This window comes from Trichloromonas sp., assembly GCF_041583255.1.
In the GTDB taxonomy this organism is placed as follows: domain Bacteria; phylum Desulfobacterota; class Desulfuromonadia; order Desulfuromonadales; family Trichloromonadaceae; genus Trichloromonas.
In genome coordinates this window covers 1-11,976 of the sequence record NZ_JBFHGD010000101.1, presented here as the reverse complement: position 1 = coordinate 11,976, position 11,976 = coordinate 1, and the positions used below count along the sequence as shown (strand labels likewise).

The 11,976-nt window shown below is 62.2% G+C and carries 12 protein-coding genes and 1 pseudogene; all 13 read left to right on the top strand.

Annotated features, from left to right (window positions below; translation table 11 throughout):
- A pseudogene (locus ABYV89_RS09590) lies at nt 1-266 on the top strand (hypothetical protein); the annotation flags it as partial.
- Nucleotides 267-271: 5 nt separating this feature from the next.
- A complete protein-coding gene (gene mshL, locus ABYV89_RS09585; protein ID WP_432822731.1) occupies nt 272-2,026 on the top strand; it encodes a pilus (MSHA type) biogenesis protein MshL in 1,755 nt (584 codons plus the stop codon).
- Nucleotides 2,027-2,083: 57 nt separating this feature from the next.
- Nucleotides 2,084-2,989, top strand: coding sequence for an ExeA family protein (locus ABYV89_RS09580; RefSeq protein WP_432822732.1), 906 nt, complete (start codon nt 2,084-2,086; stop codon nt 2,987-2,989).
- Nucleotides 2,986-4,494, top strand: a complete 1,509-nt coding sequence (locus ABYV89_RS09575; protein ID WP_432822730.1) for a tetratricopeptide repeat protein — start codon at nt 2,986-2,988, stop codon at nt 4,492-4,494. The genes ABYV89_RS09580 and ABYV89_RS09575 overlap by 4 nt, the downstream gene beginning before the upstream one ends.
- Before the next feature lie 24 nt (nt 4,495-4,518).
- On the top strand, nt 4,519-6,258 hold the full coding sequence (locus ABYV89_RS09570) for a GspE/PulE family protein (protein ID WP_432822729.1): 1,740 nt from the start codon (nt 4,519-4,521) through the stop codon (nt 6,256-6,258).
- Between the two features lie 4 nt (nt 6,259-6,262).
- Nucleotides 6,263-7,486, top strand: a complete 1,224-nt coding sequence (locus ABYV89_RS09565) for a type II secretion system F family protein (protein WP_432822728.1) — start codon at nt 6,263-6,265, stop codon at nt 7,484-7,486.
- A gap of 11 nt (nt 7,487-7,497) precedes the next feature.
- Nucleotides 7,498-8,055: a type II secretion system protein gene (locus ABYV89_RS09560; protein ID WP_432822727.1), complete on the top strand. Its 558-nt coding sequence runs from the start codon at nt 7,498-7,500 to the stop codon at nt 8,053-8,055.
- Nucleotides 8,056-8,182: 127 nt separating this feature from the next.
- Nucleotides 8,183-8,605: a prepilin-type N-terminal cleavage/methylation domain-containing protein gene (locus tag ABYV89_RS09555; protein ID WP_432822726.1), complete on the top strand. Its 423-nt coding sequence runs from the start codon at nt 8,183-8,185 to the stop codon at nt 8,603-8,605.
- 105 nt (nt 8,606-8,710) lie between these two features.
- Nucleotides 8,711-9,190 (top strand): pilus assembly FimT family protein, encoded by a 480-nt coding sequence (locus ABYV89_RS09550; RefSeq protein ID WP_432822725.1) that lies wholly within the window; start codon nt 8,711-8,713, stop codon nt 9,188-9,190.
- Complete coding sequence (locus ABYV89_RS09545) at nt 9,187-9,642, top strand: type IV pilus modification PilV family protein (protein ID WP_432822724.1); 456 nt, start codon at nt 9,187-9,189, stop codon at nt 9,640-9,642. Before ABYV89_RS09550 ends, ABYV89_RS09545 begins: the two co-directional genes overlap by 4 nt.
- Before the next feature lie 8 nt (nt 9,643-9,650).
- The gene (locus ABYV89_RS09540; RefSeq protein WP_432822723.1) at nt 9,651-10,463 is read left to right on the top strand and encodes a type II secretion system protein; all 813 of its coding nucleotides are present in this window, start codon (nt 9,651-9,653) and stop codon (nt 10,461-10,463) included.
- The gene (locus ABYV89_RS09535; protein ID WP_432822722.1) at nt 10,460-10,858 is read left to right on the top strand and encodes a pilus assembly protein MshP; all 399 of its coding nucleotides are present in this window, start codon (nt 10,460-10,462) and stop codon (nt 10,856-10,858) included. Before ABYV89_RS09540 ends, ABYV89_RS09535 begins: the two co-directional genes overlap by 4 nt.
- A gap of 22 nt (nt 10,859-10,880) precedes the next feature.
- A partial coding sequence (locus tag ABYV89_RS09530) for a DUF11 domain-containing protein (protein WP_432822721.1) occupies nt 10,881-11,976 on the top strand: 1,096 nt, incomplete at its 3' end.

Genomic DNA, 11,976 nt, shown 5'->3' with positions numbered 1-11,976 from the left:
GGAGTCTGCCGGCCAGCGCCGCAGCGGTTGCAGCCGCAGGCAGCTGGAAGGTCAGTTCGATCCTGGTGTCACCGCAGCGCCGGGTGGCGTCGATCAACGGCCGGGCTGTGCAGCAAGGGGATGTGGTTGACGGCGCCAGGGTGGTGCGGATTGAATCCGCGACAGTTCGCCTGAGAACAGGACAACAGGACATAACCATTCATCTGCCGAACAGGCAGATCAAAAAACCGGCGACCAGCGCCGGTGGGGAACCTGGGGAAAAATGACACATATGGGTGCAAATCGACACTTGGCAGCCTTGCTGCTGGTCATGCTGACAGTTCTTTCCGCCTGCATGCCGGTTACCCGTGGGACGTCCACCGGGACCAGCATGGACGCCGCCTTGCAGCAGGGTGCCCAGGCCCCTGCCCGGGCGCCGGAATTGCCGCCAGAGGTGGCCGCGGCGCTGTTGTCGCCGAGGGCAATGCCGGTGGCCACCGCGGCCGTTCCGGGCGAGCCGCGTTTCGACGTCGAGGCCAGCCGCACCCCGGCCCGCGAGTTCTTCGCCGGACTGGTGGCCGGCACCGCCTACAATATGGTGGTGCATCCCGAGCTGACCGGCGAAATATCGCTGTCCCTGAAGAACACCAGCGTCGCCGAGGTGGTCGAAGTGGTGCACAGCATGTACGGCTACGATTACCGGCGCATCGGCAATACCTTCGAAATTCGGCCGGCCGGCATGCAGACGCGTATTTACCAGGTGAACTATCTCAACCTTGTCCGCCTGGGCAGTTCGAAAATGAATGTCGGTTCGGGCCAGGTCTCGGCAACCGACCCGAATGCTCTTTCGGCGCAGGCATCAATGTCATCCGGATCCACTTCACAAGGCACAGAGGGTGACATTAACTCTGATGTCAGATCGGGGCGTGAAACGCTCAGCGTAAGTCAGATTACCACGGAGACGCGAGCGGATCTCTGGACCGAGCTTGATTACGCGCTGAGGACCATTATCGGCAGCGAAAATGGTCGCCGGGTGGTGGTGCAGCCGCAGTCCAGCGTGGTGATCGTACGGGCCATGCCCGATGAATTGCGTGAAGTGGAAATGTTTTTGGACACAATTCAGGCGAACCTGCAGCGGCAGGTGATCCTCGAAGCCAAGATTCTCGAGGTCGAGCTCAGTGACGGCTTCCAGTCGGGGATCAACTGGGCGGCGATCGGCAAGTCTCAATCGAATGGGTCGGTCGTGCTCGGCCAGACCGGTGGCGGCACTATCTTCGGCGGCAGCGGACTTTCCGAGATCGCCGGCAACACCGGCCTGCTTAACCCCGGCTCGTCATCCCAGTCCCTGGTCGAGGGGACGGCGACCTCGGCTTTCGGCGGGGTCTTCTCCGCTGCGCTCGATTTAAACAATTTCGCCGCCTTCATCGAGCTGCTCGAGGCGCAGGGAAATGTTCAGGTCCTCTCCAGTCCGCGTATTTCGACGGTGAATAACCAGAAGGCGGTGATCAAGGTCGGCACCGACGAGTTTTTCGTCACCGATATTTCCAGCACCACGGTGACCGGGACCACCACCACGACCACTCCGGATATCACCCTGACCCCGTTCTTTTCCGGCATCGCCCTCGACGTGACGCCGCAGATCGACGCCGGCGGCCGGGTCACCCTGCATATCCACCCGACGGTCAGCGAGGTGACCGACCAGCAGAAGACCGTCACCATTGCCAACCAGCAGCAGCAGTTGCCGCTGGCTTTTTCCAGTGTGCGCGAGTCGGACAGCATCATCAGCGCCCAGAGCGGCCAGGTGGTGGTGATCGGCGGGCTGATGAAAAACCAGACCTCTTCGCACAAGGCCGCGGTGCCGCTGCTCGGCCGCATCCCCTATCTCGGCGCGCTCTTTTCCCACAATCAGGCGGTTTCCCGCAAGAGCGAGCTGGTGATCCTGGTGCGGCCGCTGGTGGTCAACAACGGCGCGGTCTGGGGGCAGGAACTTGACGGCGCCCGCAGCCGTTTCCGCGGTCTCGGCGGCGATATCGGGCGAAGCTGGTAGGTTCAGGAAGAAGGAAGGCAAACCAGTGAGGCTGGCCATCGTTGAGGATTATTCTTGATTTACCTTGAGCATTTCGGATTGCGCGAACCCCCGTTCACGCTGACTCCGGACACCAGCTTCTATTTCAATGCCACCGGCCATCGAGAGGCTCTCGAGGTGCTGCAGGTGGCGATTGACGGTGGCGAGGGGTTCATCAAGATCATCGGCGAGGTCGGCACCGGCAAGACTTTGCTCTGCCGCAAGCTGCTTGATCAGCTCGAGGCTCCATACCTGACGGCGTATCTGCCCAACCCGCTGCTCGGGCCGGTGGAGATCTACCGGGCTGTTGCCTCCGAACTCGGGCTCGACGTGTCGACCCGGGCCACCGCCAACATGCTCCTGAGCGCGCTCAATAGTCACCTTATCCAGCTTTGCGCCGCGGGACACCGGGTGGTGCTGTGCATCGATGAAGTGCAGGCGATGGCCGAAAAGAGCCTCGAAGCGCTGCGCCTGCTGAGCAACCTGGAAACGGAAAAATCCAAGCTGCTGCAGATCGTGCTTTTCGCCCAGCCCGAACTCGATGTGCGCCTGCGACAGGATTGCCTGCGCCAGCTGCGGCAGCGCATCGTCTTCAGCTATCGTCTTCCTCCCCTCAATGATGAGGGTATCCGTGATTACGTGGCGCACCGGATGCTGGTTGCCGGTCATCAGGGGGGGGCGCCGTTGTCTCCGGCGGCAATGAAGTTGCTGAGACATGGGAGCTGCGGCATTCCCCGGCTGGTCAACATCCTCTGCCATAAGGCGCTGATGGCGGCTTACGGGCAGGGGGGCCGGCGTATCGAGGCGAAGCATCTGCAGGTGGCCATTGCCGATACCGAGGATGCTGTCTGTCCTAAGCGCGGTTGGCTGCTGGCCGGCGGGGCTCTGGCTACGCTGGGTCTGGCTGTTCTGGCCGGGTTTTTCTTGAAGGGAATGGCCGGATGAGCCTTATCAATCAGATGCTCAAGGATATTGAGGCGCGCCGCAAGGTTGACGACCATGCTCTCCCTGTTCGTGGCTTGCCATCGGGGGTGGCGTCCCCTGTTGTCGGCAGGAGAAAGCAGACGCTCAGGTTGGTCGCCAGCCTTTGCATCGGTGCGTTGGCCGTCGGTGCGTTGCTCTGGGCCGGTATCGCCCTGTTGCGCGCCCCGGTTGCGCCTGCCCCCATGGTCGATGCCAGGGAGCCTGCTGCTGCCACGGCGCTGGCCCCAGTCCCGGTCATTGATGTCGCGCCTGCGCCGCCCGTTAACGGGGAGGAGCTTGCGCAGTTCATGCCGGAGCGCGTTTCGGCAGACGTTTCCGAGCCAGTGCCGGTTGAGCCGTCGGTCGGGAGCGGGGCCTTCGAGGCCCTGCCTGAATCGGCGGCCGTAGCGGCCGTATCCGAACCATTGCCGGTTCCGGTGGCCAAGGTGGTTCCGGTGCCCAAAGCGCTTCCGGTCGATGCGGCCCGGCTGAAGCGGGTGCGGGTAGTCGGGCGCACCGACCAGCCTCGACTGGTCGCCGATTTCGACCGGCGACCGGAGGGCGGGGTGGAGATCCGCAGCGAGGCGGACCGTCTGGTGCTCCGCTTGCCGCAGACCCGTTTCGTCGGCACCCTGACAGGTGTCCCCGCTGGGGGCGGGGTCCGTAGCATCGAGGTGCGCGAAGTGCAAGACGCCACCGAGCTGCTGCTGCATCTGGCGGCTCCCTGCAACTCGCGCCAGTCTTGGCGGCCCGCCCTCATCAGCGGCGGGGCGCAGTTGATGGTTGATCTCTACCCGCAGACCCCCTTGCCGTTGGCGGACGCCCCCTCCTACGCCTCTAAATCGTTCGGTGAAGCGTCTCGCGGCGCTGCGCCGGTCGGGGGGCTGACCGGGAACGCTCAGCCGCGAGCGCTGCAACCGGGGGGACAACAGCCGGTTCGCCAGGAACCGCAGGATTCGGGGGCGCAGCAGTTGCCGGGGGGCGAGGCCGGGTTGCGGCAGTCCCTGGCTCTTGACCCGGACCATCGTCCCACCCGCGAGTCTCTGGCTGCGCTGCTGCTGGAACAGGGGCGGGTCAGCGAGGTTGAGGACATTTACGCTGAAGGGGTCAGACGTGCCGGCGATCATGTCCCCTTTCGCAAGGGGTATGCCCGGCTGCTGATCGACCGGGGTGCCTTTGGTGAAGCCTGTTCGGTTCTCCTGCCGGCCCCACGACCGGCACTGAATGAGGATCCCGAATACTACGCCCTGATCGCCGCGGCCCAGCAGCGTCTGGGACAATATGCCGATGCCGCCGGAACCTACCGGCGCATGGTCGAGCATTTTCCTGAAGCAGGCACCTGGTGGATGGGGCTCGGCATCGCGCTCGAGAGTGAGGGCCAGCGGGCGGAGGCCAGCGCCGTCTACCGGCAGGCGCTGGCGACCCGGGATCTGCGCCCCGAACTGGTTCAGTACGTCCGCCAGCGGTTGGCCGCCCTGAACAACTGACACCCTGACGACGAACAGGTTTTCATGAATCTGACGCGCAAGAAAATCCGCATCGGCGACCTTCTGGTCCAGAACGGCATCATCACCGAGCAGCAGCTCGAGACGGCGCTGGCGGCCCAGAAGAAGACCGGACACAAGCTCGGCAACACCCTGATCGAGATGGGTTTCCTGAGTTCGAAGCGATTTCTCGAATTTCTTGCCGAGCAGCTGCATATTTCCTTCGTCGATCTCAAGCATTACCAGTACGACGCCAACATTGTCCGCCTGCTCCCTGAAACCTACGCCCGCCGCTACCGGGCCATTGTTCTTTCCAACTGGGGCGGGGAGCCGCTGGTGGGAATGGCCGATCCCACCGATATCTTCGCCTACGATGAACTGGTCAAGATTCTCAAGCGGCCGATCATGCTCGCCGTGGTGCGCGAGTCCGACCTGCTGCGGGCGATCGACACCGTTTACCGGCGCACCGACGAAATCGTCAATATCGCCGAAGAGCTGGGCGAGGAGCTTTCGCTGGGGGATGTCAACCTGGCCGAGTTGCTGCCTGAAAGCCAGCTCGAAGATGCCCCGGTGGTGCGCCTGCTGCGTTCGCTCTTCGAAGATGCGGTGCAGGTCGGGGCTTCGGACATCCACATCGAGCCGGACGAGCAGGTTCTGCGCATCCGCCAGCGGGTCGACGGTGTGCTGCATGAACACGTGATGAAAGAAAAACGCATCGCCGCCGCCCTGGTCTCAAGGCTCAAGCTGATGAGCGGACTCGACATTTCCGAACGGCGCATGCCGCAGGACGGTCGCTTCAACATCAAGGTCCGCAATCGCAGCATCGACGTGCGCGTGGCGACCATGCCGCTGCAGTTCGGCGAGGCGGTGGTCATGCGACTGCTTGACCAGTCAGGCGGGCTTTTGCGGCTGGCCCAGACCGGCATGCCCGAAGCGATCCTCACGCGATTCCGGAGGCTGATCAAGCGTCCTCACGGCATGGTGCTGGTCACCGGCCCTACCGGCAGCGGCAAGACCACCAGTCTGTATGCGGCGCTCAATGAGCTTAACGATGAAGAAAAAAAGATCATCACCGTCGAAGACCCGGTAGAATACCGGCTGCCGCGGATCAACCAGGTGCAGGTACAGCACAAGATCAACCTGACTTTTGCCGGCGTATTGCGCGCCGCCCTGCGTCAGGACCCCGACATCATCATGGTCGGCGAAATGCGCGACCAGGAAACCGCAGAAATCGGCATGCGCGCCGCCATGACCGGTCACATGGTTCTTTCGACCCTGCACACCAACGATGCGGTCAGTACTGCCCTGCGGCTGCTCGACATGGGGGCGGCCGGCTACGTGGTGGCCAGCTCGCTGCAGGCGATTCTGGCCCAGCGGCTGGTGCGGCGCATCTGTGACGGCTGTTCCACCGAGGCGGTCATCGAGCCGCAGCAGATGAGCTGGATCGTTGCCATGCTCGGTGAATCGGCCCGCGAGATCGGGTTCAAGCAAGGGGTCGGTTGTCCCAACTGCAACAACACCGGCTATCGCGGACGGGTCGGCGTCTTCGAGCTGCTCGAGATCGACTATCCGCTGGCCGACGCCCTGCGCCGTAACAGCCATGCCGACTTTGCCAACATCGCCCGTCAGCAGCAGGGGTTTCAATCTCTGGCTTCCTGTGCTCTGGATTACGCCGTCAAGGGGGTGACCAGCATCGAAGAGGTCGTTCGTGTCGCCGGGCAGATCGAAGAGGTTGCGCTAACGGCAGTCTCCGGGACGCAGGGATAGATCGATGGGTAGTTTCCGTTACCGGGCGCGCGGCGCCGGCGGCGACCTGGTCGAAGGGCTGCTTGAGGCTCCCTCCAAAGAGGCGGTGGCCATGCAGTTGCAGGCCAGCGACCTGACGCCGGTGGAAATAGCCGAGGTCTCCCGGGATATCAATGTCGGCGCCCTGCTGCGCGGATCCTTCGGTCGACGCGGCAAGGTGGAGATCGATGACCTGATTCTTTTCTGCCGGCAGATGAATACCCTGACCCGGGCCGGGGTGCCGCTGATGCGGGGGTTGCGGGGGCTCATCGAAACGACCCGCAAGCCGGTTTTGGCGCAGACCCTGAAGGCGGTCTGTGAAGACATCGAAAGCGGCCGCGAACTCTCGGTGGCGCTGGCCCGGCATCCTTTGATTTTTCCGACGCTGCTGATCAGCATGGTGCAGGTCGGCGAAAATACCGGCAAGCTCGATGACACCTTCAATCAGGTCGCCATCTACCTGACCCGCGAGAAGGAGGCCCTCGACCGGATCAAGCAGGCGATGCGCTACCCGACCTTCGTCACCATCGCGATCGGTATCGCCATGGCCGTGCTCAGCCTGTTCGTGATTCCGACCTTCGAGAAGGTCTTCAGCCGCCTCGGAGCCGAACTGCCGCTGCCGACCCGGATCATCCTCGGTGTCTCGCGGTTTTCGGTGAGCTACTGGCCGTACCTGCTGCTTGGCCTGGTTCTGCTCTTGCTCGGCGTGCGTCAGTTTGTCCGCAGTCCCGGCGGGAGGCTGCTCTGGCACCGGGTCAAGCTGCGGCTGCCGATCGTCGGCAGCATTCTGCTGCGGGCCACCTTGACCCGCTTCGCCCGCGCCTTCGCCATGTCCTTCTCGGCCGGGGTGCCGTTGGTGCAGGCCCTGAACCTGACCGCCAGGGCGGTCGACAACGTCTATGTCGAAGGGCGGCTCGATCTCATGCGCAACGGCATCGAGCGGGGCGATACCCTCACCCGCAGCGCCCGCACCACCGGCATGTTCACCCCGCTGGTGCTGCAGATGCTGGCGGTCGGCGAAGAGACCGGCGCGGTCGACCAGATGATGCTCGAGGTGGCCGAGTTCTACGAGCGCGAAGTCGATTACGATCTGAAAAACCTGACCAGCGCCATCGAGCCGATCCTGATCATTTTTATCGGCGGCATGGTGCTGGTGCTGGCCCTCGGGGTCTTCCTGCCGATGTGGAACCTGTCGCAGGTGATGCGCTGAGAAGGGCGGCCATGAACGGACGCGGCAAAAGAAATTCCGGGCGCCATCAGCGCGGCTTCACCTTTCTTGAGCTGGTCGTCGTGGTGCTGATCATCGCCATTCTCTTCCTGGTGGCGATCGACAAGTATCTCGATCTGCTGGTCGATGTCGAGCGGGCGACCATGGAGCAGAACCTGGGGATCGTGCGCAGCGCCGTGGCCATGCAGGTGGCCAAAAAAATTGTCGAAGGCGAGGTGGCGCAGATCGCCGCCATGGCGGCGACTAACCCCATGAACTATCTCAGCGAGCAGCCGAAGAATTACCTCGGGGAGCTGGAACAGGCCGACCTCGCCGTCATCGAAGGTGGGCACTGGTATTTCGATAAGGCGCAGCGGAGCCTGGTGTACCGGGTGAAGCACAAGGATTATTTTCAGACCGAACTGAACGATCCGCCCAGGGTCCGGTTCAGAATCGAGCTGGTTTATGACGACAAGAACGGCAACGGCAGTTACGAGCCCGGTACCGACCAGACGGAGGGGGTTAGGATCGCGGCTCAGAATCGCTATTCATGGCTGAAGCAGGCGAAATGAAAGGAGAGGTAAGGACAGGGGCCTGAGGAAATATTTCAGCCGAAAACTTAAACTGTGGTGCAATAATTGCAAAAATATCGCGTACTAAAAACTAATCACAACAACATCAACGGGAGGTTCATTCAAGATGAGCAATCAAAAAGGTTTTACCCTGATCGAACTGGTGGTCGTCATCGTTGTTCTTGGCATTCTGGCCGCTGTGGCCGTGCCCAAGTTTATCGATCTGCAAACAGATGCCAAGAAGGCAGCGGCCAATGGGGTTTATGGCGCAGCCCAGGCGGCCACTTCCCTGAACTATTCAGGAAACCTTCTCAATAAAGCACTGCCGCTGATTACAACTGGCACTTCTTTGGGTGATGCTTTGCAGGATGGCCTTCCGGATGGTTGGCAGGTTGATGATACTGCCCCTGATTTGGGGATTTGCTCCGACGAACAAGGTACCGCCGGGGATTGTGCTGGGGCCGAATTTGCTATTAATATCACAGTTGTCGAATCTGCCGGGCCTCCTCCGGTCAAAGCCGTGCTGGCAAAGGTTGGTACGGGCTGGTAACGCGACTTGAAAATTGTGCGGAATAGGTACAACCACCAATTTGAAGTTTAACCTTCCATTCGGGGAGCCCCTGTCAGCAAGGGCTCCCCGGATTTTTTGGGAACCATGCAGCATCACTCTAAAAAATTTCCTCGGGGATTTACACTGGTCGAGCTGGTGATAATCATCGTCCTGATGGGCATCCTTGCGGGCTTTGTTGTCCCGCGTCTTTTCGATCTGCAGCTTTTCCAGCAGCGCGGTTACCACGACGAAACCGTCTCCGCCCTCCGCTATGCCCAGAAGCTGGCGGTGGCCAGCGGCTGCGATGTTCGGGTGACGCTGGGGGCTACGGGGTATGCGCTGGCTCAGCGGACCGCCTGCGACACCGGCAGCGCTTTCACCCTGGCGGTGCCGCACCCGGCCGGTGCGGGAAATTTCGCGGCAACGCCGCCAAATGGCGTGATTCCCACGGCGGCGACCATCATTTTTACCCCTCTGGGCCGGGCGGCCAACGCGGCCCGGGCGACCACCAACTTTGCCGGGCTCAGCGCCGGTGGTCCCGTTTTTAACGTCGTTGGCGAAACGGGGTACGTGGACACGCCATGACCGGATCCTTCTCCCGATATGCCGGACAGCGCGGCCTGACCCTGGTCGAACTGGTTATCGCCATGGTGGTGGTGAGCATCGCCCTCTCCGGTGTGCTGCTGGTGATGAATTACACGACGGCACAAAGTGCCGACCCGCTGATCCGTCAGCAGGCGGTCGCCATCGCCGAAGCCTATCTTGAAGAAATCCTGCTCAAGCCTTATGTCGATCCTGATGGGGGAGAACCCGAGGCAACGCGGGCCCTGTTCGACGATGTCGATGATTATGACGGCCTGACCGATGTCGGCGCCCGCGACCAGGGCAATGTGCCGATCCCCGAACTGTCTGCCTATACCGTGAATGTCAGTGTGCAGCCGGCGAACCTCAACGGCGTCGCCATGCTTCGCGCCGTGGTGACGGTCAGTTCCGGTAGCGAGAGTGTCACGCTGGCCGGCTACCGGGCGAATTACTAAGGATGCGGATGACGACGTTGCGACGGATTAAATCCTGCTCCGGCTTCACCCTGATTGAGCTGATCACGGTGATCGTGCTGGTCGGGATTCTCGCGGCCATGGGCGGTGCTTTTATCAGCCGTCCGGTCGAGGGGTACGTGGCGCTCTCACGCCGGGTCGAGCTGGTCGATAGCGCCGAAGGGGCCCTGCGCCGGATGCAGCGGGACATCCGCGAAGCGCTCCCCAACAGCGTGCGGATCAGCGGCGGAGGCAAAACCCTGGAGCTGCTGCACACCAGCGATGGCGGCCGCTACCGGGCCCAGGGGCCGGGCGATATCCTCGATTTCAGTAATCCTGCCGACACCGGCTTCGATATTCTCGGCACCCTGAACGCGTCTCCTGCGGCCGGCAGCTGGCTGGTGATCTACAACCTCTCCGACCAGGCCGCCACCGGCAACGCCTACCTGGCCAACGCCGACAACCGCTTTGCCGTCGATGTCGGCGCCAGCACGGTCAATTACCTGCAATACCTGCCGAAGGCTCCGCCGGCGGCCTTTCCCCTGCCGTCCCCCTATCAGCGGTTCTTTCTTGTCGACACGCCGGTCAGTTACGTCTGCGACCTCGGTGCCAATACGTTGACTCGGTACGACGGCTATGTCATTTCTCCGGCACCGGTTCTGGGCGGCGGCGACCTGGTGGCGCGCAACGTCACCGGCTGCGATTTTTCCTACCAGGCCGGAACCAGCCAACGGGCCGGGCTGGTGACGCTGAAGCTGACCATCGAGGAAGACAGCGAAAAGGTGCAGCTGCTGCAGCAGGTGCATGTGGTGAACTCGCCATGAAAAATCCAGCGAACAGTCAACGGGGATTTACCCTGGTCAACGCCATCTTCATTCTGGTGGTGCTGGCGGCCCTCGGCGCCTTCATGGTGACCCTGAGCGGGGTGCAGTCGCGTACGCCCGTCTTCGCCCTGCAGGGCGCCGGCGCCTACCAGGCCGCGCAGGCCGGGATGGAATGGGGCATTGCTCGGGCTGCGGCTGGCGGCTGCGCGGCGAGCACGACCTTTACCGTCGAAGGCTTCAGTGTGACGGTCGGTTGTACGACGAGTGCGCTGCCGATTGTCGAGGGAACGCTGAGCTACCACGTCTATGACCTGTCATCGCGGGCCAGCCTCGGCAGCTACGGCTTGGAGGGCTTCGTCTCGCGGCGGGTCGATGCCCGGGTGACCGGGCCATGATAGGCAAGAACGGGAGAGCGTCATGAAGCGGATGCTTGGATTGTTGTTGTGGGGGCTGCTGGCGCTGGCCCCTGCCTTGCCGGCCTGGGGGGCCTGTTCCATTTTATACAGCGGCAAGGCTTCTCTCAACGAATATTATTTCGGAAACGATACCAATTTTATCGAGGTGATGATCCTCAACAACACGCAGGTTCCGCCGTCGGTCTGGAGCACCTGGCGGGTGGCAGTTTATGATGCCCCCGGTCCGCCGGTGCTGTCTTTTTACCTCAACGACCCCAACCTGCGGGACTGTTCCTCCGGCAGCAAGAGCTATCTGACCTATTATGTCGCCGGCAATCTGCCTTCGCCGGCAGGGTCGGGGCTTAATGTCGTGCTGTTCGATGCCAGCGGCAACGAGATCGATTATCTTAAATTTTCCCAGTCCTCGCCCATCCCGCAGCATTATGTTCCGACCTGCTCTTCTTTCGCCTATGACACTGATCTGCAGTTAAGCAGTTTGGGCAGCAAGGATGTGGCGCGGTTTCCCGACGGCAAGGGAGACTGGGACCTTTCCGGCGGCACCGGCTCGGGCACCAGCTATACCCCCTGCGCGGGCAACAACGCAACCATCCTCAAGGCGGTGAGCGCTTCGTCGGTTCCTATCGGGAGCACCGCCTTTTTCAGCATCACCGTCGCCAATCCTGATAACAAGAATAGTGTCACTGCCGTCAGGGTGAACGATCTCTTGCCTGCCGGGCTGGGCTATGTCAGCCATGTCGCCTCGCCCGGTACTACCTACACTCCGGCAACCGGTCTCTGGAACATCGGTACGCTTGTGGCTAGCAGTAGCGCCACCCTCACGCTCACCTTTCGCGGCAATGTGCTGGGCACCTACACCAATACCGCCAGCCTGACGTACACCGACAACAAGGGAAATGCGCAGACCGGCAGCGATTTCGCCGGGGTGACGGTGGTGCCGGCGACTTCGGCCAGCCGCTTTGTCCTCAGTCATGACGGCTTCGGCATCAATTGCCTGGCTGAGCCGCTGCGGGTCACGGCGGTCAACGCCTCCGGTTCGGCGGTGACCGGCTACACCGGCACCATCACCCTCAATACCGGCAGCGGCAAGGGAACCTGGT

Bases quoted from the DNA above. Each gene is read 5' to 3' on its own strand.
- mshL (WP_432822731.1), top strand. From the start codon at position 272: ATGGGTGCAAATCGACACTTGGCAGCCTTGCTGCTGGTCATGCTGACA.
- ABYV89_RS09575 (WP_432822730.1), top strand. From the start codon at position 2,986: ATGAGCCTTATCAATCAGATGCTCAAGGATATTGAGGCGCGCCGCAAG.
- ABYV89_RS09570 (WP_432822729.1), top strand. From the start codon at position 4,519: ATGAATCTGACGCGCAAGAAAATCCGCATCGGCGACCTTCTGGTCCAG.
- ABYV89_RS09565 (WP_432822728.1), top strand. From the start codon at position 6,263: ATGGGTAGTTTCCGTTACCGGGCGCGCGGCGCCGGCGGCGACCTGGTC.
- ABYV89_RS09560 (WP_432822727.1), top strand. From the start codon at position 7,498: ATGAACGGACGCGGCAAAAGAAATTCCGGGCGCCATCAGCGCGGCTTC.
- ABYV89_RS09555 (WP_432822726.1), top strand. From the start codon at position 8,183: ATGAGCAATCAAAAAGGTTTTACCCTGATCGAACTGGTGGTCGTCATC.
- ABYV89_RS09550 (WP_432822725.1), top strand. From the start codon at position 8,711: ATGCAGCATCACTCTAAAAAATTTCCTCGGGGATTTACACTGGTCGAG.
- ABYV89_RS09545 (WP_432822724.1), top strand. From the start codon at position 9,187: ATGACCGGATCCTTCTCCCGATATGCCGGACAGCGCGGCCTGACCCTG.
- ABYV89_RS09540 (WP_432822723.1), top strand. From the start codon at position 9,651: ATGACGACGTTGCGACGGATTAAATCCTGCTCCGGCTTCACCCTGATT.
- ABYV89_RS09535 (WP_432822722.1), top strand. From the start codon at position 10,460: ATGAAAAATCCAGCGAACAGTCAACGGGGATTTACCCTGGTCAACGCC.